This is a genomic window from Streptomyces sp. NPDC001843, assembly GCF_042891955.1.
In the GTDB taxonomy this organism is placed as follows: domain Bacteria; phylum Actinomycetota; class Actinomycetes; order Streptomycetales; family Streptomycetaceae; genus Streptomyces.
The window spans coordinates 15,597-34,168 of sequence record NZ_JBIATQ010000011.1; the positions used below are offsets into that span (position 1 = coordinate 15,597).

Annotated in this window: 22 protein-coding genes, 1 tRNA gene and 1 pseudogene; 13 read left to right on the forward strand and 11 right to left on the reverse strand. The window is 72.6% G+C overall.

All coding sequences use genetic code 11. The features are described from left to right. Positions 1-31: 31 nt before the first annotated feature. The 8 genes from ACFYZQ_RS26205 to ACFYZQ_RS26240 all read left to right on the forward strand — a co-directional run bounded on the left by ACFYZQ_RS26205 (position 32) and on the right by ACFYZQ_RS26240 (position 5,768). Positions 32-466 (forward strand): roadblock/LC7 domain-containing protein, encoded by a 435-nt coding sequence (locus ACFYZQ_RS26205; RefSeq protein ID WP_388805836.1) that lies wholly within the window; start codon positions 32-34, stop codon positions 464-466. Further along, entirely contained in the window at positions 463-840 is a 378-nt protein-coding gene (locus ACFYZQ_RS26210; RefSeq protein ID WP_389152304.1) for a DUF742 domain-containing protein, read from the forward strand. The genes ACFYZQ_RS26205 and ACFYZQ_RS26210 overlap by 4 nt, the downstream gene beginning before the upstream one ends. Continuing rightward, complete coding sequence (locus ACFYZQ_RS26215; protein ID WP_389152307.1) at positions 818-1,435, forward strand: ATP/GTP-binding protein; 618 nt, start codon at positions 818-820, stop codon at positions 1,433-1,435. The genes ACFYZQ_RS26210 and ACFYZQ_RS26215 overlap by 23 nt, the downstream gene beginning before the upstream one ends. Continuing rightward, positions 1,432-2,019, forward strand: a complete 588-nt coding sequence (locus ACFYZQ_RS26220; RefSeq protein WP_389152310.1) for a GAF domain-containing protein — start codon at positions 1,432-1,434, stop codon at positions 2,017-2,019. Before ACFYZQ_RS26215 ends, ACFYZQ_RS26220 begins: the two co-directional genes overlap by 4 nt. A gap of 146 nt (positions 2,020-2,165) precedes the next feature. Further along, positions 2,166-3,194: an L-threonine 3-dehydrogenase gene (gene tdh / locus ACFYZQ_RS26225; RefSeq protein WP_389152313.1), complete on the forward strand. Its 1,029-nt coding sequence runs from the start codon at positions 2,166-2,168 to the stop codon at positions 3,192-3,194. A 47-nt stretch (positions 3,195-3,241) separates the two neighbouring features. Continuing rightward, entirely contained in the window at positions 3,242-4,435 is a 1,194-nt protein-coding gene (locus tag ACFYZQ_RS26230; protein ID WP_389153074.1) for a glycine C-acetyltransferase, read from the forward strand. A 30-nt stretch (positions 4,436-4,465) separates the two neighbouring features. Continuing rightward, positions 4,466-5,368: a LysR family transcriptional regulator gene (locus tag ACFYZQ_RS26235; RefSeq protein ID WP_389152316.1), complete on the forward strand. Its 903-nt coding sequence runs from the start codon at positions 4,466-4,468 to the stop codon at positions 5,366-5,368. Between the two features lie 40 nt (positions 5,369-5,408). Then, positions 5,409-5,768 (forward strand): MmcQ/YjbR family DNA-binding protein, encoded by a 360-nt coding sequence (locus ACFYZQ_RS26240; RefSeq protein WP_389152319.1) that lies wholly within the window; start codon positions 5,409-5,411, stop codon positions 5,766-5,768. Between the two features lie 38 nt (positions 5,769-5,806). Here the strand turns inward: ACFYZQ_RS26240 and ACFYZQ_RS26245 are convergent, their stop codons facing one another. After that, the gene (locus tag ACFYZQ_RS26245) at positions 5,807-6,727 is read right to left on the reverse strand and encodes a transketolase family protein (RefSeq protein WP_389152322.1); all 921 of its coding nucleotides are present in this window, start codon (positions 6,725-6,727) and stop codon (positions 5,807-5,809) included. Positions 6,728-6,766: 39 nt separating this feature from the next. Then, a complete protein-coding gene (locus ACFYZQ_RS26250; protein WP_389152324.1) occupies positions 6,767-7,474 on the reverse strand; it encodes a transketolase in 708 nt (235 codons plus the stop codon). Between the two features lie 136 nt (positions 7,475-7,610). Between ACFYZQ_RS26250 and ACFYZQ_RS26255 the strand changes: the two genes are divergently transcribed. Both ACFYZQ_RS26255 and ACFYZQ_RS26260 read left to right on the forward strand, forming a co-directional pair. Further along, a tRNA-Pro gene (locus ACFYZQ_RS26255) sits at positions 7,611-7,684 on the forward strand. Between the two features lie 129 nt (positions 7,685-7,813). After that, complete coding sequence (locus ACFYZQ_RS26260; protein ID WP_389152327.1) at positions 7,814-9,640, forward strand: ABC transporter ATP-binding protein; 1,827 nt, start codon at positions 7,814-7,816, stop codon at positions 9,638-9,640. Positions 9,641-9,673: 33 nt separating this feature from the next. Here the strand turns inward: ACFYZQ_RS26260 and ACFYZQ_RS26265 are convergent, their stop codons facing one another. The 3 genes from ACFYZQ_RS26265 to ACFYZQ_RS26275 are packed head-to-tail and all read right to left on the reverse strand — an operon-like array spanning position 9,674 to position 12,832. Next, positions 9,674-10,210 (reverse strand): NUDIX hydrolase family protein, encoded by a 537-nt coding sequence (locus ACFYZQ_RS26265; RefSeq protein WP_388805802.1) that lies wholly within the window; start codon positions 10,208-10,210, stop codon positions 9,674-9,676. 40 nt (positions 10,211-10,250) lie between these two features. After that, complete coding sequence (locus ACFYZQ_RS26270) at positions 10,251-11,426, reverse strand: amidohydrolase family protein (RefSeq protein WP_389152329.1); 1,176 nt, start codon at positions 11,424-11,426, stop codon at positions 10,251-10,253. A 2-nt stretch (positions 11,427-11,428) separates the two neighbouring features. Further along, entirely contained in the window at positions 11,429-12,832 is a 1,404-nt protein-coding gene (locus ACFYZQ_RS26275) for a glutamine synthetase (protein WP_389152332.1), read from the reverse strand. Between the two features lie 181 nt (positions 12,833-13,013). Between ACFYZQ_RS26275 and ACFYZQ_RS26280 the strand changes: the two genes are divergently transcribed. Both ACFYZQ_RS26280 and ACFYZQ_RS26285 read left to right on the forward strand, forming a co-directional pair. Beyond that, a complete protein-coding gene (locus ACFYZQ_RS26280; protein ID WP_389152335.1) occupies positions 13,014-13,868 on the forward strand; it encodes a Cof-type HAD-IIB family hydrolase in 855 nt (284 codons plus the stop codon). Between the two features lie 34 nt (positions 13,869-13,902). Further along, positions 13,903-14,187 (forward strand): annotated as a pseudogene (locus tag ACFYZQ_RS26285) (LuxR C-terminal-related transcriptional regulator); the annotation flags it as partial. 48 nt (positions 14,188-14,235) lie between these two features. Here the strand turns inward: ACFYZQ_RS26285 and ACFYZQ_RS26290 are convergent. The 6 genes from ACFYZQ_RS26290 to ACFYZQ_RS26315 form a co-directional block, all read right to left on the reverse strand. Continuing rightward, entirely contained in the window at positions 14,236-14,427 is a 192-nt protein-coding gene (locus ACFYZQ_RS26290; RefSeq protein ID WP_389152337.1) for a hypothetical protein, read from the reverse strand. 49 nt (positions 14,428-14,476) lie between these two features. Further along, positions 14,477-15,133: an endonuclease gene (locus ACFYZQ_RS26295; protein ID WP_389152340.1), complete on the reverse strand. Its 657-nt coding sequence runs from the start codon at positions 15,131-15,133 to the stop codon at positions 14,477-14,479. 2 nt (positions 15,134-15,135) lie between these two features. Then, positions 15,136-15,480, reverse strand: coding sequence for a DUF3140 domain-containing protein (locus tag ACFYZQ_RS26300; RefSeq protein WP_389152343.1), 345 nt, complete (start codon positions 15,478-15,480; stop codon positions 15,136-15,138). 52 nt (positions 15,481-15,532) lie between these two features. Continuing rightward, on the reverse strand, positions 15,533-16,018 hold the full coding sequence (locus ACFYZQ_RS26305) for a Dps family protein (RefSeq protein WP_389152346.1): 486 nt from the start codon (positions 16,016-16,018) through the stop codon (positions 15,533-15,535). Next, positions 16,015-16,290, reverse strand: coding sequence for a WhiB family transcriptional regulator (locus tag ACFYZQ_RS26310; RefSeq protein ID WP_389152349.1), 276 nt, complete (start codon positions 16,288-16,290; stop codon positions 16,015-16,017). Before ACFYZQ_RS26310 ends, ACFYZQ_RS26305 begins: the two co-directional genes overlap by 4 nt. A gap of 77 nt (positions 16,291-16,367) precedes the next feature. Continuing rightward, complete coding sequence (locus tag ACFYZQ_RS26315) at positions 16,368-17,180, reverse strand: alpha/beta hydrolase (RefSeq protein WP_389152352.1); 813 nt, start codon at positions 17,178-17,180, stop codon at positions 16,368-16,370. A gap of 134 nt (positions 17,181-17,314) precedes the next feature. On the opposite strand from ACFYZQ_RS26315, the gene ACFYZQ_RS26320 reads away from it, so the two are divergent. After that, complete coding sequence (locus ACFYZQ_RS26320) at positions 17,315-18,502, forward strand: thiolase family protein (RefSeq protein ID WP_389152355.1); 1,188 nt, start codon at positions 17,315-17,317, stop codon at positions 18,500-18,502. The last annotated feature ends 70 nt before the right edge of the window (positions 18,503-18,572 follow it).

Consider the following 18,572-nt stretch of genomic DNA (forward strand, 5'->3'; position numbering starts at 1 on the left):
TACCCTTCGTACCCCAAGGAGTCGATCCACCATGGCGAGCGATGCGCCGACCGCCCAGGTATCCGACCTCGACTGGCTGTTGAGCGGACTCGTCCAGCGCGTACCGCACACCACCAGCGCGGTGCTGCTGTCCTGCGACGGGCTGGTGAAGTCCGTCCACGGCCTCGATCCCGACAGCGCCGACCACATGGCCGCCCTCGCCTCCGGTCTGTACTCGCTCGGCCGCAGCGCCGGCGTCCGGTTCGGTGACGGCGGAGAGGTCCGGCAGGTCGTCGTCGAACTCGACTCCACCCTGCTGTTCGTCACCACCGCCGGCTCCGGCACCTGCCTGGCCGTGCTGGCCGGCCGCGAGGCCGACGCGGCCGTGCTCGGCTACGAGATGGCCATGCTGGTCAAGAGCGTCCGCCCCTACCTGGTGACAGCGCCCCGCCGGCACTCCGTCGAACCCCCGGCGACGAGGCCTTGAGCGCGGCCGCGGCCGGCGACGGGCCCTGGCTCGACGACGCGGCCGGACGGCTGGTGCGCCCCTTCACGGTCAGCAACGGCCGCACCCGGCCCACCATCGCTCTCGACCTGATGTCGCAGGTGATGGCCACCGGAGCCACCCCTCTCGGCTACCTCGGCCCCGAACACGCCCAGGCGCTCGAACTGTGCCGGGCGCCCGTCCCGGTCGCCGAGGTCGCCGCGCATCTGGGGCTCCCGGCGGCGGTCACCAAGGTGCTGCTCTCCGACCTCGTCGACTGCGGGGCGCTCACCACCAAGCCCCCCGCCTTCCACCACAACCCCACTGACCGGTCCCTTCTGGAGGCAGTGCTCGATGGACTACGACGACAGCTCTGACCCGTTCCCCACCGCACTGAAGATCCTGGTGGCCGGAGGGTTCGGGGTGGGCAAGACCACCTTCGTGGGCGCGGTGAGCGAGATCGCGCCGCTCAGCACGGAGGAACTGCTCACCACGGTCAGCGCCGCGACCGACGACCTCCACGGCATCGAGAACAAGGTCGAGACCACGGTGGCGATGGACTTCGGCCGTATCACCCTGGATCCGCAACACGTGCTGTACCTGTTCGGCACGCCCGGGCAGGAGCGGTTCTGGTTCATGTGGGACGAGCTGTCCGAGGGGGCGCTCGGCGCCGTCATCCTGGCCGACACCCGCCGCCTGGAGCAGTGCTTCGCCGCGGTCGACTTCTTCGAGGAGCGCGGACTCGGCTTCATCGTCGCCGTCAACGAGTTCGACGGGTCGTACCGCTACGACCCCGAGGAGGTGCGCGCCGCCATCGACCTCGACCCCCGGATCCCGGTCGTCCGCTGCGACGCCCGTATCTCCTCCTCCGGCGTGCAGACCCTGCTCACCCTCGTACGCCACCTCATCGCCCATGCCCCCAGGCACGCACCGAGCCACGGCGCCCCCATGTCACCCGGGGCCCGGTCATGAGCTACGACCCGCCGCGCCCGGTCAGGGGCCTGCTGCTGACCCCCGAGGACAGGGAGGCCCCCGCCCGCGTCCGGCGGCTGGACCGGCTCGGCCTGGGGGAGCGCCCCGAGCCCGCCCTCGACGCCTTCGCTGCGCACCTCGCGGAGCTCGCCGACGCGCCGTACGCGATGGTCAACTTCATAGGCGAGGAAGGACAGTTCTTCGCGGGCCTGCGCACGCCGGTCACCGGGCCGCGTCCGAAGGCCGACGGCACGCGGCCCGAGGTCGGCCGCCGGCTGCCGCGCGACCACGGTTTCTGCCCCCATGTGGTGGTGCGCCGCAAGGCACTGGTCCTGGAGGACGTCCGCGACTATCCGCGGTTCGCGTGCAACCCGGTCGTGGACGAGTTCGGCATCCACTCGTACCTGGGCGCCCCGCTCCTCGACAGCACCGGGATGACGCTGGGCACCGTGTGCGTCGCCGACGTCACCCCCCGGCGCTGGGGAAAGGCGGGCCTGGAGGCCATCAAGGCGCGGGCCGCGGAACTCGCCGTACGACTCGAACGGGGCGCGGACGACGGGCTTGACGCTGTGACGGTCGTGTGAAGCCGAGCTGTGGCGCCGCTTAAGAAATCCTCGATGGACCCGGTGCGCCTCGTAGGGCAGATTGCTGTGCGAATCCACTCCTCTCCCCGGACGCGGGTGCCTCTGGCATGCCGTGGACCGGGACCGCACCCACAGGAGCCGTAGCGTTGAAGGCGCTGGTCAAGGAAAAGGCGGAGCCCGGGCTGTGGCTCACGGACGTGCCCGAGCCCGCCGTCGGTCCCGGTGACGTGCTGATCAAGGTCCAGCGGACCGGGATCTGCGGCACCGATCTGCACATCCGGTCCTGGGACGGCTGGGCGCGGCAGGCGATCAGCACCCCGCTCGTGGTCGGGCACGAGTTCGTCGGCCAGGTCGTGGACACCGGCCGGGACGTCACGGACGTCCGGATCGGCGACCGGGTCAGCGGCGAGGGCCACCTGGTGTGCGGCAAGTGCCGCAACTGTCTGGCCGGGCGCCGTCACCTGTGCCGGGCCACCGTCGGGCTCGGCGTGGGCCGCGACGGGGCGTTCGCCGAGTACGTCGTCCTGCCCGCCGCCAACGTCTGGGTGCACCGCGTCCCCGTCGACCTCGACGTCGCCGCGATCTTCGACCCGTTCGGCAACGCCGTGCACACCGCGCTGTCCTTCCCGCTGGTCGGCGAGGACGTCCTGATCACCGGCGCCGGCCCGATCGGCCTGATGGCCGCCGCCGTGGCCCGGCACGCGGGCGCCCGGAACGTGGTGATCACCGACGTCAGCGAGGAGCGGCTCGACCTCGCCCGCAAGACCGGCGCGACCCTCGCCCTGAACGTCTCCGGCGCCACCATCGCCGACGGCCAGCGGGAACTGGGCCTGCGCGAGGGCTTCGACATCGGCCTGGAGATGTCCGGCCGCCCCGAGGCCCTGCGGGACATGATCGCCAACATGACGCACGGCGGCCGCATCGCCATGCTCGGCCTGCCCGCCGAGGAGTTCCCGGTCGACTGGGCCCGGATCGTCACCAAGATGATCACCATAAAGGGCATCTACGGCCGGGAGATGTTCGAGACCTGGTACGCGATGTCGGTGCTGCTGGAAGGCGGCCTCGACCTCGCGCCCGTGATCACCGGCCGGTACGACTACCGGGACTTCGAGGCGGCGTTCGCCGACGCGGCGAGCGGCCGCGGCGGGAAGGTCATCCTCGACTGGACCGCGTGACCTCCTCTCCGTACGCCCCCACCGCGAGCACCCCCAGGAGCTTCCCCGTGTTCGACTCCGTGCGCGACGACCTGCGCGCCACCCTCGACGAGATCCGCGCCGCCGGCCTGCACAAGCCCGAGCGTGTGATCGGCACCCCGCAGTCCGCGACCGTCAACGTCACCGCCGGCGGCCGACCCGGCGAGGTCCTCAACTTCTGCGCCAACAACTACCTCGGCCTCGCCGACCACCCCGAGGTCGTCGCCGCCGCCCACGCCGCCCTGGACCGCTGGGGCTACGGCATGGCGTCCGTGCGGTTCATCTGCGGCACCCAGGAGGTGCACAAGGAGCTGGAGGCGCGGCTGTCCGCCTTCCTCGGCCAGGAGGACACGATCCTGTACTCCTCCTGCTTCGACGCCAACGGCGGTGTCTTCGAGACCCTCCTCGGCGAGCAGGACGCGGTGATCTCCGACGCCCTCAACCACGCCTCCATCATCGACGGCATCCGCCTGTCCAAGGCCCGCCGCTTCCGCTACGCCAACCGCGACCTGGCCGACCTGGAGGCGAAGCTCAAGGAGGCGTCCGACGCCCGGCGCCGCCTGATCGTCACCGACGGCGTGTTCTCCATGGACGGGTACGTCGCGCCGCTGGCGGAGATCTGCGACCTCGCCGACCGCTACGACGCGATGGTCATGGTCGACGACTCCCACGCCGTCGGCTTCGTCGGCCCGACCGGCCGCGGCACGCCCGAACTGCACGGCGTCATGGACCGCGTCGACATCGTCACGGGCACCCTCGGCAAGGCGCTCGGCGGCGCCTCCGGCGGCTACGTCGCCGCCCGCGCCGAGATCGTCGCCCTGCTGCGCCAGCGCTCACGGCCGTACCTGTTCTCCAACACCCTCGCCCCGGTGATCGCGGCGGCCTCGCTGAAGGTGCTCGACCTGCTGGAGTCGGCCGACGACCTGCGTGTCCGGCTGAACGAGAACACCGCGCTGTTCCGCCGCCGGATGACCGAGGAGGGCTTCGACGTCCTGCCCGGCGACCACGCCATCGCGCCGGTGATGATCGGCGACGCGGCCCGGGCCGGCCGCATGGCCGAACTGCTCCTCGAACGCGGGGTGTACGTGATCGGGTTCTCCTACCCGGTGGTCCCGCAGGGCCAGGCCCGCATCCGTGTCCAGCTGTCCGCCGCCCACTCCACCGAGGACGTGAACCGCGCGGTCGACGCGTTCGTCGCGGCGCGCGCCGAGCTGGAGGCCTGACCAGGGCGGACACCTGGGATAATCGGCCGCATGATCGAAGCACGGCGGCTCCACATCCTCCGTGCGGTGGCCGACCACCGCACGGTCACGGCGGCGGCCGCCGCGCTCTACCTCACCCCTTCCGCGGTCTCCCAGCAGCTGACCGCGCTGGAGCAGGAGACCGGCCACCGGCTCGTCGAGCGCAGCGCGAAGGGCGTACGGCTGACCCCGGCCGGGGAGATCCTGCTCGGCCACACCAACGCGGTCCTCGCCCAGCTGGAGCGCGCGGAGGCCGAGCTGGCCGCCTACGACTCGGGGGAGGCCGGCACGGTCACCGTGGCCGCCTTCGCGACCGGCATCGCCGAGGTCGTGGCGCCGGCCGTGGCCCGTCTCGCCTCCTCGGCGCCCGGCATCCGCATCCGCGTCCAGGACGCCGAGGGCGACGCCAGCCTGCCGATGGTCCTCGACCGGCAGGTGGACGTGGCGGTCGCCGTCGAGTACCGCGGGGCGCCGCCCGCCGACGATCCCCGGCTGACCCACGTCCCGCTGTACGCCGAGCCGTTCGACGCGGTGGTCCCGGTCACCCACCGGCTGGCCGAGACCGCCGAGGTGCCCCTCGCGGACCTGGCCAAGGACCCGTGGATCGGTCCCTACCCGGGCAACCCGTGCCACGACGTGGTCGTCCTGGCCTGCGAGAGCGCCGGCTTCCAGCCCCGTCTCGAACACTCCTCCGACGACTTCCGTGCGGTCGTCGCGCTGGCCGCGGCCGATGTCGGCGTGGCCCTCGTCCCGCGCTCGGCCCTGCGCGGCATGGACCTGACGGGCGTGGTCGTCCACCCCGTCGACGGTGTGGCCCCCACCCGGCGCGTCTTCGCCGCCGTGCGGCGGGGGGCCGAGGAACACCCGCTGATCCGCCCGGTACTGGACGCACTGGCCGAGGCGGCGCGGGCGTAGGGCCGCTCGACTGTCAGTAGCAGGGGCTACGGTGCGGAGCATGCCGGACGCCGAAGACGTACGACGTATCGCCCTGTCCCTGCCGGACACCACGGAGAAGACCGCCTGGAGCATGCCCACCTTCAGGGTGGCCGGGAAGATGTTCGCCACGCTGCCCGAGGAGGAGACCTCCATAGCCGTGCGCTGCCCCAAGGAGGAGCGCGACGAGCTCGTGCTGGCCGAGCCGGAGAAGTTCTGGATCGCCGGTCACGAAGCCCAGTTCGCATGGGTCCGCGCCCGGCTCGCCGCCCTCGAGGACGAGGCCGAACTGCACGACATCCTGGCCGACTCCTGGCGCCAGGCGGCCCCGCCCCGGCTGCTGGAGGCCCACCCGGAGCTGGGACGGCCGGTCGGGGAGTGACCGTGCCACCCCCGTGCCACCCCCGTGTCATCCCCATGTCACCCTCGCGTCGCCACCGCGGCCGCCTCGAGGAAGCCCCCGATCCGCTCCCGCAGACCCGCCGCGTCCAGCCCGTGCGCGGCGACGTGCTCCGCGAGCGTCCCGTACCGGCGCAGCTCGCGGCGGCCGACACCGAGGCCCAGCACACGGTGCGGCAGATCGGACAGGGCGTCGTTCGCGGCGGCCGTCGACGTCCCGGCGAGATACGGCTCCACCAGCACGACGTCCGGACCGGCCGCCCCGGTGGCGCGGCGCAGGGCCGCCGCGTCGAAGGGCCGGACCGTCGTCGCGTAGAGAACGCTGACGTCGAGGCCTTCCGTGGCGGCGAGCACGGTGTCCAGCGTCGGCCCGACCGCGACCACCACGCCCACTCGGCCCTCGCGGACGGTGACGAACCGCTGTCCGTCGACGGGGAGCCCCCGCCGATTGGCCTGCACGGACAGACGGACGTAGACCTTGTCGTCGCCGGCGGCGACCGCGTGCCGCAGCAGCGTCTCCGCCTCGTCGGGGTGGCCGGGGACGTGCACGGTCCAGCCGTCCAGGGTGTCGAGCAGCGCCACGTCGCCGGGCGCCATGTGCGTGTACCCGCCGGCCGGCCAGTCGAAGGAGGCCGCCGCGCTCACCAGCACCGCCCCGGCGTCCTGGTGCCCGAGGTCCAGCTTGACCTGCTCGAACGGCCGCTCGATGAGAAAACTGGCGAAGGTGTGCACGACCGGCCGCAGCCCGGTGAGCGCCAGCCCTGCCGCGGCCCCCACCAGGAGCTGCTCACGGATGCCGACGTTGATCACCCGGTGCGGATGCCGGCGCGACGCCTCCGCGAAGGCGTCCACGCCGATCTCGGCCAGGACGACCGCGACCCGTGGGTCCTCGTCGAGCAGCCGGGAGACGACGGGTGCGAAACGGTCACGCATGCTGTCCATGGCGGGCAGGCCCTTCTTCGCGGGGGGTTGCTTCGAGTGTCAGGCGTACTTCGGCTCGACGCGGGCAACGACCACGTGCGGGCGGCCCGGATGCGGCGCGGTGAACGCGGCGTGCAGCGCCTCGTGGTCGCGCCCGTCCACGGTCACGGCGGACCATCCGGCCACCTCGAAGCGCGCGGCGATACCGCCGGGCCGGGCATGGATGGCGGAAGAGTTGTCGACGACGACCGTCTGCAACCGGTCCAGTCCGGCGGGCCCGGCGAAGGCGATCGCCTCGTGGTTGCTGCCCTCGTCCAGCTCGGCGTCCCCGATCAGCGCCCACACCCGCGGCTCGCCGAGCCCCTGGGCGCGCAGGCCCAGCGCCGTGCCCACGGCGATCGGCAGCCCGTGCCCCAGCGAACCGCTGCCGATCTCGGCGCCCGGCACCAGCACCCGGTCGGGGTGATGGCCGAGCGGCGAGTCGTAACCGCCGAAGCCCGGGAGCCACTTCACCGGCAGGAAGCCCTTCGCGGCGAGCACGGCGTAGTACGCCATCGGCCCGTGCCCCTTGCTCAGCAGGAACCGGTCCCGGGCCGGGTCCGCCATCCGCTCGGGCGTGACCCGCAGCACCCGGTCGTACAGCACCCACAGCACGTCCAGCGTCGAGGTCGCCGCCGGCCCGTGCTTCTCGTCGCCGGTCATCAGGCTCATCAGTTCCGGCAGGTCGGCGTAGGTGTACGTGCGCCGCTCTTCCTGGATGATCGTCATGGGAACGATCGTGCAACCTCAACCGAAGTTGAGGTCAAGCCGTCGGCCGCCGACAAAGGTGTGCGCGATCACCGACCCGAGTGCGGTATGGTTTCCGTGCGCGTTTCGACCGGGGAACTCCCAGGTCAACGAGCACCGGGACGTGGCGCAGCTTGGTAGCGCACTTGACTGGGGGTCAAGGGGTCGCAGGTTCAAATCCTGTCGTCCCGACTTTTGGAGTCGCAGCCGGAGGCCGTCTTCTCTTCGAGGAGGCGGCCTCCCGCCGTTTCCAGGGCCGATGCGGCATTTGGGTGAAAATGCTTGGACCGCGCGGTCGGCGCTGCGGGACATTGCTGTGCCATGGGACCGCGTGAATTACACAGGACGCCGCCGGGCAGGGGCTCCGTGCTCCTCGCCCTCCGCTACTACGGACGAGAACTGCGCCGCCTGAGGTGGCTGACGGTGCCCGCGATGCTGCTGCCGGCGCTGGGCAACATCGGGATCAACTACCTGGCGCCGCTGGTCGTCGCCAAGCTCGTCGGCCGTATCGCCGACGACTCCGGTGCCGGCATCGGTGCGACGCTGCCCTACGTCCTCGGCTTCGCCGGTGTGCTGCTGCTCGCCGAGGCCCTGTGGCGTGTCGGCCTGCACTGTCTGAACCGCCTGGACGCCCTCGGCATCGAGCACCTGTACATCGTCGGCATGGACGAGCTGTTCGCCAAGGACGCCGCGTTCTTCCACGACAACTTCGCCGGGTCGCTGACCAAGCGGGTGCTGAGCTTCGCCGTCCGCTTCGAGGAGTTCGTCGACACGCTGGCGTTCAACATCGTGGGCAGGTTCGTCCCGCTGGCGTTCGGCTCCGTGGTGCTGTGGCGCTACGAACCGCTGCTCGTCGTCGGACTCCTGGTGATGATCGCGCTGACGGCGGTGTGCGTGGCGCCGCTCGTCCGGCGCCGCCAGGCGCTGGTGAACCTGCGCGAGGAGGCGATCGCCCGGGTGTCGGGCCATGTCTCCGACAGCCTGATGAACATGGACACGGTCCGGGCCTTCGCCGCCGAGGACCGCGAGGCCGCCGAGCACCGTCTGCGGGTCGCTCAGTCCCGGCGGCTCACGCTGAGGTCGTGGGACTACGGCAACCTGCGCATCGACACGCTGGTCGCTCCGATGTCCGTGCTGACCAACGTGCTGGGCCTGCTGCTCGCGGTCACGCTCGGCGGGGGCGAGCACGGGGTGGAGGCGGTCGTGGTCGCCTTCACGTACTACACCAACGCGACGCGGATCATGTTCGAGTTCAACCAGATCTACCGCCGTCTGGAGAGCTCGATGACGGAGGCCGCGCAGTTCACCGAACTGCTGCTGACACCGCCGACCGTGCTCGACCCGCCCGAGCCGCAGCCGCTGCTGACGGAGGCCGCCGACATCCGTTTCGAGAAGGTGACCTTCGCCCACGCGGGCGCCGAGCCGCTGTTCCAGGGCCTCGACCTCGCGGTGCCCGACGGGGCGAAGATCGGTCTCGTCGGCCGGTCCGGTGGCGGCAAGACCACGCTCACCAGGCTGCTGCTGAGGATGACGGACATCGACGACGGCCGGATCCTGATCGGCGGCCAGGACATCAGCAGGCTCCGCCAGAAGGACCTGCGCAGTCTGATCTCCTACGTGCCGCAGGACCCGGCCATGTTCCACCGCACCCTGCGGGAGAACATCGCGTTCGCCCGGCCGGGCGCCACCGACGCCGAGATCCGCCGCGCGGCCGAGGCCGCACACGTCACGGAGTTCGCCGACGCGCTGCGGGACGGCTTCGACACCATGGTGGGCGAGCGCGGTGTGAAGCTGTCCGGCGGCCAGCGGCAGCGGGTCGCGCTCGCCAGGGCGATCCTGCGCGACGCGCCGGTCCTGCTGCTCGACGAGGCGACCAGCGCCCTGGACTCCGAGAGCGAGATCCTCGTCCAGGAGGCGCTGTGGCGGCTCATGGAGGGGCGGACGGCACTCGTGGTGGCGCACCGGCTGAGCACGGTCGCCGGCATGGACCGCCTCGTGGTCCTCGACCGCGGACGGATCATCGAGCAGGGCACGCACAAGGAACTGCTCGCCGCGGACGGCGCCTACGCCAGGCTGTGGCAGCACCAGTCGGGCGGCTTCCTCGACGACAGTCTCGCGCGGGCGGACCTGGGCGCCCTGCCGGACTGATCGGCTCCGCACCGGCCGGACGGCCCGCCCGGCTCAGGACACATGGCCCACGTACGCGAGGGCCTGCTTCAGCAGCACCCCGTGCCCGCCCGGCATCTCGCTCTGCAGGGCCGGTGACGCGGCCTCCTGCGGGCTGAACCACACCAGGTCCAGCGCGTCCTGCCGGGGGCGGCAGTCACCGGCCACCGGGACGATGTAGGCGAGGGACACGGCGTGCTGGCGCGGGTCGTGGTACGGGGTGATGCCCGCGGTGGGGAAGTACTCGGCCACCGTGAAGGGCTGCAGCGAGGCCGGGACCCGGGGCAGCGCCACCGGGCCGAGATCCTTCTCCAGGTGGCGCAGCAGGGCGTCGCGGACCCGCTCGTGGTGCAGGACACGGCCGGAGACCAGGGTCCGGCTGACCGTTCCGTCCGGCCCGATGCGGAGCAGCAGTCCGATGCTGGTGACTTCGCCGCTGTCGTCGACACGCACCGGCACGGCCTCGACATAGAGGATCGGCATGCGGGCGCGCGCCATCTCCAGCTCGTCGGAAGTCAGCCAGCCGGGCGTGGTTTCGGTCATGTCAGACATTGCTTGATCATACTTTCCGGGGATCGGATACGGCGTGGCCTCAGTCACAGAAGGGGCGGGGCGGTGACGACCCGGCGGCGGGCAGTCCGTACAGGCGGCGGGCGTTGTCCCGCCCCGTCCAGGCGGCGATCCGCAGGGCGTCGGGCAGGCTCAGCTCGTCGGCGTCCACCCGTTCCTGGAGCAGTGCGGCGAGCCCCTGGCGGAAGCACAGCGCGCCGAGGTGGTGGAATTCGGCCACACCGTACGCGTCGGAGCTGTACAGGAGTTTGCGGAACGGTGTGATCTCGAGGGCCTCCTCCAGGATCGCCCGGGACCGGGACGGGCCGGCGTGGTGGAGGGCGAGTCCGACGTCGAGGTACACCTCCTCGAAGACGGCCGTCAGATAGGCGGCCTGGCGCTGGTAGGGCCAGCAGTGCAGCAGCAGTACCGGGATGGTGCCCCGGATCAGGTGCAGCCAGTCCGTCAGGAGGGCGGGGTCGGCCCGGTGCAGCCGGATGTCGTCGTCGCCGAAGCCGGTGTGCAGCTGCAGCGGCAGGCCGAGGTCCACGGCGGTCCACAGCAGGTGGCGCACGAGCACCGGGTCGGTCAGCCGTCCTCCTCGTGTGAGCCAGTGCCGGGCCGCCTCGGTCACCTCGGAGCCGGCGGGCCGCTCCGGGGCCAGCGCGAAGCCGGTGCGGTAGGCCGCCACGGACTTCACAGCCACCACCCCGGGGCGGCGGACGGCGCTGTCCGCGGCCGCCCGGAACGCGCTCGCGTACTCGCCCGCCCCCACGCCCGCCGCGGCCACCGACTCGGCCACGCCCTCCAGCCGCACCACCTCGTGGGCCGCGCCGCCCGAGGCGTCCGCCAGCTGTGCCGGGGAGGTGACGGGATGCGGGGCGAACCCGGTGTCCACGCAGAACACCTCCACTCCCGCCGCCGTGAGGAACCGTCTGTTGACCTCGCGCCAGCCCAGCTCCGCCCGCCGGGCCGTGTAGTCGGCGGCGGGCGTGTGCCGGGGCAGGTCCAGCAGGGGAGCGCAGTGCCTGCGTACGGCCACTCCGGCCGGCGTGTCGAAGGGGGAGACGTCGCTTCCGGGCCGGGCCCGTCCCTCGGTGAGCAGGGAGGCGAACGCGTCGGGACCGAGATCTGCGGTGCGGGCGCCGTGGCAGTGGTGGTCGACCAGGGGAAGCGCGGCGAGCGCCTCCTCGACCGGTCCGGACGCGGGGCCGGGCACGGTCAGTACTTCCAGCGGTAGGCCGTCGCCACGTGAGCGTCGTCCAGCCCGTCCACGGCGGCGGCCTCCCCGAGGCGTACGGCGGCCACCGCGTCGGCCAGCACATCCCCGAGCGCCGCCCGCAGCACCTCGTCACCGCGGAACTCGGCGACGGCCTCCGGCAGCGAGGTGGGCAGCCGGCGCACCCCCCGCGCCGCCGCCTCCTCGGCGTCGAACCGTGCCGGGTCCCCGGTGGTCTCCGCGGGCAGGGCCGCCGCCGACGCCACGCCGTCGAGCCCGGCGGCGATGACGCAGCCGAGGGCCAGATAGGGGTTGGCGGCCAGGTCGACGGGCTTGACCTCCAGGTTCGCCGCCTGCTCCTGGTGCCCCGTCGTACCGGTGACGACCCGCACCGCGGCCTCCCGCCGCTCACGGCCCCAGACGGTGAACACCCCCGCCCACTGCGAGGGCTTGAGCCGGAGGTAGCTGGCCGGGCTGGGCGCGGTGACCGCCGTGAGGGCGGGCAGGTGCGCGAGGATCCCGGCCGCGAAGGACTCGGCGTCCGCCGTCATGCCGTACGGCCCGGGACCGGAGGTGTGCAGATTGCGGCCGTCGCGCCAGCAGGACAGGTGCAGATGGCCGCCGTTGCCGACGCCCTCGGCGGACACGGCCGGCGCGAAGGAGACGCGCAGACCGTGCCGCCGGGCCACCGCCCGGACGGTCTGCCGCACCAGCACGCTCCGGTCGGCCGCCGCGACCGGGTCCAGCGCGCCCACGGACAGCTCGAACTGCCCGGCCGCGTACTCGGGATGGAACTGCTCCACGTCGATGCCCTGCGCGGCGCAGGCCGCCAGCAGGTCGGCGCCGTACTCGCTCAGCTCGATCTGCCGGACGGCGCCGTAGGCGGGGCCGGACACCGCCGGGACGAACTCCCCGTCGGACTCCGGGCCGGCACCGACGGCCCATTCGACCTCGACGGCAGCGCGGAAGGTGATGCCGTGCCGTTCGGCGGCCTCCGTGACGATCCGGCGCAGGAACGTCCGCGAGCACCCGGGGTGCCGCTCGCCCTCCTGGGTGATCCGGTCGACCGGGGCCCACGCCCAGCCGGGCTGCCCGGCCAGCACCACCAGGTGTTCGAGGTCCGGGTACAGGCGCAGGTCGCCGTCCGGGGAGCCGAGGACAGCGGTGGTGACGATGGAGTCGTCGGCCAGGAAGGTGTCGAACACCGGCGACATACCCACCCCCCAGGCCGCCGCCGCGGACAGCCGGGCCGCCGGGACCGTCTTCACCCGGCCGATGCCCGCGGTGTCGACATAGGACAGCACGACGCCGTGCACGCCACGCCCGGTCAGTTCGGCGGCGAGCGCGGTGGCCCGCTGGACTTCGCCGGGACGCCCGCCCGGCACCGGGTCGGCAAGGGTGGTCATCGGCGTTCCTCCTCGACGGACAAGGGATCTGCGTGGGGCCTGGGTCAGGTTTTCACGGCCACCCCGGCGAACCGCGGTACCACGGCCGGACGACGGGGCCCGGCACGGCCCGGTTCGGGGTCCGTACGCCGTATGAGGAACACTTGGCCGACGTACACCCGACCCCGACCGGAAGCACGACATGCCCGCCACCCCCGAGTCCCTCCCCGTCGACCCGGGCCTCCCGGCCGGACCCGCCGACATCCGGCTCGTCGTCACCGACATGGACGGCACACTCCTGGACGACGACAAGCGGATCCCGGACGGACTGTGGCCGATGCTGGCCGAACTACGCCGGCGCGGTGTGCTGTTCAGCCCGGCGAGCGGCCGCCAGTACGCCACCCTGGCCCGGCAGTTCGCCGAGGTCGCCGACGGCATGGTGTTCATCGCGGAGAACGGCACCTACGTCGTCCGGGACGGCGTCGAGCTCAGCTCGGACCCGCTGCAGGGGCCGGTCGTGGCCGCTCTGGCGCGCGCCGTACGGGGGCTGGTGGCCGACGGCGTGGACGTGGGCGCCGTGGTCTGCGGCAAGCGGTCCGCCTACGTGGAGCGGACCGACGAAGCCTTCCTCGCCGAGGTCCGCAGGTACTACGTGGAGAACCGGATCGTCGAGGACCTCACCGCCGTCGACGACGAGGTGCTCAAGGTGGCCCTGTTCGACTTCGGCTCCGCCGAGCGGACCACCGCGCCCGCGCTGCAGGCCTTCACCGCCACCCACCAGGTCGTCGTCTCCGGTGAGCACTGGGTCGACGTCATGAACGCCACCGCCAACAAGGGCGCCGCCCTGCGCGGGCTGCAGCGGGAGCTGGGCATCACCCCCGCGCAGACCATGGTGTTCGGCGACTACCTCAACGACCTGGAGATGCTGGACGCGGCCGACTGGTCCTTCGCCGTGGCGGGCGCCCACCCCGAGGTCGTCCGCCGGGCCCGCCACCTCGCCCCGTCCAACAACGACAACGGGGTGCTGCGCACCGTCGCCCGTGTGCTCGGCATCTGAGTCGACCATGCGGTGCGCCTGAGTACCCGGGCTCATGTGCGGTGGGCCCGGCCCAGCCGGAGACTGCGCCCATGCCATCCGGTTGGTGGCCGCGGGCGACCCGCATCTGTTCCCGGACACCGGAACCGAACGTCGTTGTCAGGGGCGGCGAGGGAGCCCGGGTCCCCCTCGGCGGCCGAGAGCGGGAGACACTCGGGCTGATCGCCGAGGGCTGTCCGACCAGGAGATCTCCCGTCGGCTGACGGTGAGCCCGGAGACGGTCAAGACCCACGTGGGCAACGTCCTGGCGAAGCCGAACGCCAACAACCGCACCCATGCGGTGGTTCTCGCGTACGAGACGGGCGTTCCACGCGGCGGGCGACGAGCGTCACTCCGCCCGCCGCGTACGCCGCCACGCCCCGCCGTACGGTCGCAGGGCGATCAGGGACAGGGCCACGGGCCGGCCGAAGTCGAGGACGCTGGAGGCCTGTCGAGGATGGTGGCCGGCTCGCGGGCGTCGGCCTGCAGGTACTCCGTGCTCCGGGGTGCCGCGCAGCAGGGCGCTCGCGTGGGCCAGCACGATCGGGTCGTTGTCGACGTAGACGCGACCTGCGAGCAGTCTTGCACGATCATGCGGCGCGGCGGAGGCTGTCTTCGGTCACCTGTTTGTCCAGGGCCGCGCGCACCAAGCCGGCCGCGAGCACGGCGGGTTCGGTGTCGCCGGCGAGCTCCAGCAGCCGGCCGGGGTCCTTCGGCAGCCCCAGCCGTTCGGCCCCGGAGAGCGCCTTGCCGTCCAGGTACGGCGCCACCTCCCGCCACACCTGCTGCACCTCGCGCAGGAAGATGTCGGCGCCCGCGGGCCCCAGCCCCGGTATCTCCTGCAGCAGGCGCCTGAGTTCGCCGACGTCGCCGCCCGCCTCGGCGCGCATCCGTCGTAGGTCGCCGCCCCACCGCTCGATCAACAACTCGGCTCCGTCGCCGAGTTGGGTGGCGGTGCGTTCGTCGTAGCGCCGATAGCCGCCCCGGCCCAGCGCGTCCACCCGGTCCTGCCAGTCGGCGTCGGCCGTCCGGCGGGGGGTGTCGAGGCCCGACTCGTGCAGGGCGCGGGCCGCGGCGACCGCGACCGAGGCGCGGATCCGGGCGCTGAGCAGGACGGCCAGCACCAGCAGCCGGTACAGCGGCTGAGGCGTGTCCTTCAGCCGGATCCCCGCCTCCTGCGCGTACGTCCGCCCGTACGCGGAGACCAGTTCGGCGAGGATCCGTCCCGACCGTTCGGCGCTGCTCATGGCTACGGCTTGAGCGGGTCGTGTCCGAGCGTCATCAGCTGGTGCCGGCGGCGGGTGTCCTCTGGGGAGTTCTCCGGCTCCGGCTCGTTCTCCAGGTCCACCAGGTCGGTGACCCGGTCCACGACCTTGTACATCACACGGATGTCGTCGTCGTCGAGGTCCGTGCGCCGCTTCTGCAGGATCGCGAGCACATGTTGCCCGGTGGGCGTGCCCGCGTCCTCGGGCAGCGGCTCCGCGTCCTCGTCCGCGTCGCGCACCCGCAGCCAGGCGGCGAGCTCCGCCGAGGTCATGTTCACCACGCGGTGGAAGTCCTCCCACAGCGCGTCCATTTCCAGGGCGTCGGCCATGCCGTGTCCCCTTCCGTACGTACGTGTGCTTCAGCGCGTGGCCCCGGGCCGCTCACTTGTCGTCGCGCGGCCAGTTCTCGGCCTCGAACATCCAGCGCTGCTTCTCCAGGTCGGCGGTGATGCCGATCAGCAGGTCCTGGGTGACCGGGTCGGCCTTCTCGGTCGCCTCGATCCGCTGCCGCAGCCGTCCGATCGCCGCCTCCAGCGACTCCACCAGCAGCCGCACGACCTCCGTGTCGCGCAGCCAGCCGTCCTTGGTGCCGGGCAGCGCGAAGGTCGCCGCGATGGTCTCCGGCCGCCCGTCCGGCGCCACGCCCAGCGCGGCGGCGCGTTCCGCGACCGTGTCGGCGTAGTCGCGGGCCGCCGACACCACCTCGTCGAGCTGGAGGTGGATGGACCGGAACCGCGGTCCGACGATGTTCCAGTGCGCCTGCTTACCGATCAGCGACAGACCCAGCAGGTCCACCAGGGTGTCCTGGAGGGCCTGGCCGGTGACCCCGAGCGCTTCCTCGGGCAGCGTGCTCTTCACCACGGTCATGGGGCGCTTCTTCCTTTCTCGGCTTTCTCGAGCTCTCTGTCGTCCCTGGACGCACGGAGCAGTGCGTCGCGCTCCTCCTCGCAGGTACCGCCCCAGACACCGGAGGTCTGGCCGTACGCCAGCGCGTACGTCAGACACTGGGTGGTCACCGGGCAGCGGGCACACACGCGTTTGGCCGCCGCGGTGTCCCGCAGCGCCGGTCCGGTGGTGCCCACGGGGAAGAACAGTTCGGGGTCTTCACCCACGCAGGCGGCAGCGCGCAACCACTCCATGGGGGCGCGGGTGCCCCGCGCTCACACCCGCAAACGCGGTGCCGAGCAGGCCGGATCAGCTGTTCCCGCGGTTGTTCCTACGGCCGCGGGAGCACGCCGTCGAGGAAGCGCGTCACGTCGGCGAACACCTCCGCACGGTTCGTCTCGTGGAACACCTCGTGCCGGGCGCCGGCGTAGATCCGCTCGGCCGCCCGGCCCCCCGTCAGCCGCTCCACCCCCGAGCGGCTGCCGGGCAGCGGGACCAGCCGGTCGTCGGCGCCGTGCAGCCACAGGACCGGCAGAGCGCCGACGTCGCCGCCCTTGTCGACGGTCTCCAGGGTCCGTACGAACGCCTCCAGCGTCGGCCGCTTCATCGGGCCGTGCCACACCAGCGGGTCGGCGGAGTACGCGGCGCCCACCGCCGGGTCACGGGAGAGCGCGGCCGGGCTGACCGGGGTGTCCGGGATCTCCGGCAGGGCGAGCAGACGTCCCGGCAGCTCCCAGGAGCCGATCACCGGCCCGGAGAGCACGAGCGCGGTGAGCCCGTCGCCGTACCGCTGGGCGTGCCGGGCCGCGATCAGGCCGCCCATCGAATGGCCGAGCAGGACGAGCGGCAGACCGGGGTGGGCCGCGCGGGCGAGGCCGGCCGCACCGTCCACGTCGGTGACGACGTCCTCGAAGTCCTCGATCAGCACCCGCTCACCCGCCGACCTGCCGTGGCCCCGGTGGTCCGGCGCGTAGACCGCCGCGCCGTGTCCGGTGAGCACACCCGCCAGTTCCCCGTACCGGCCGGAGTGTTCGCCGTACCCGTGCACCACGAGGGCGATGTACCGCGGCTCGGGGTGCTGCCACGCGCGGACGCTGATCGTGCCCCGGGTTCCGGTGAGGACGTGCTCGCGGGCGTCGGCCATTTCTCCTCCGGCTGCGTCGGTGAACGGTACCCGGGGATCTTCCCAGCGGGCCGGTCAGCGGTCTATAGTCCAAAACTAGCGGTGCTAATTAACTGGGTGCTGATCCACAACGTCGTCGGTCAGGAGTCCTTCCGTTGCGTCCCGTCCACTTCGCGGCCGCCCGCCGCACACCCATCGGCAAACTGCGCGGCGCCCTGTCCTCCGTGCGCCCCGACGACCTCGCGGCGACCGTCGTCCGCCGCCTCCTGGCCGACGTGCCCTCGCTCGACCCCGCCCGGATCGACGACGTCTACTGGGGTGCCGCCAACCAGGCCGGCGAGGACAACCGCAACGTCGCCCGCATGGCCGCCCTGCTCGCCGGCCTGCCCGAGACGGTGCCCGGCGCCACCGTCAACCGGCTGTGCGCCTCCGGACTGGAGGCGGTCACCCTCGCCGCCCGCACCGTCGCCGCCGGCGAGGCCGACATCGTGCTCGCGGGCGGCTCGGAGTCGATGAGCCGCGCCCCCTTCGTGCTGCCCCGCCCCGACGAGGCCCTGCCGCACCGCATCGAGACCGCCGACACCCGCCTCGGCTGGCGGCTGGTCAACCCGGCGATGAAGGACCTGCACGGGCTGCTGTCCATGGGGGAGACGGCCGAGGAGGTCGCCGAACGGTACGGCATCCCGCGCGAGCGCCAGGACGAGTTCGCGCTGCGCAGCCACCGGCTGGCCGCCGCCGCCCGCAAGGACGGCCACTTCGACGACGAACTGCTGCCCGTCGAGCGCCCGGACGGGGTCGTCGTCGAGGCCGACGAATGCGTCCGCGAGGACACCTCCTACGAGAAGCTGGCGCGGCTGAAGCCCGTCTTCCGCGAGGGCGGCACGGTCACCGCGGGCAACGCCTCCCCGATGAACGACGGCGCCGCGGGCCTCCTGCTCGTCAGCGAGGAGGCCCTGAACGAACTGGGCCTCGAGTCCCTGGGCCGCTATGTGGCCGGCTCCTCGGCGGGCGTCCACCCGGACGTGATGGGCATCGGCCCGGTGCCCGCCACCCAGAGGGCCCTCGCCCGGGCCGGCTGGGGGATCGCCGACGTCCAGGAGGCCGAGTTCAACGAGGCCTTCGCGGCCCAGGCCCTCGCCTGCGTCGACCGCCTCGGCATCGACCCCGACCTGGTGAACCCCACCGGCGGCGCGATCGCCCTCGGTCACCCCCTCGGCTGCTCCGGCGCCCGCATCCTCACCACGCTGCTCCACCGCATGCGCCGCACGGGGGCGACGCGCGGGCTGGCGACGATGTGCGTGGGGGTGGGACAGGGGACCGCGGTGCTGGTGGAGCGGCATTAGCGACGGCAGGACTCGCGGGCGGGTCGGGGCCGACTGGCGAGACGGTGCTTACGCGATCACATGCGTGCGC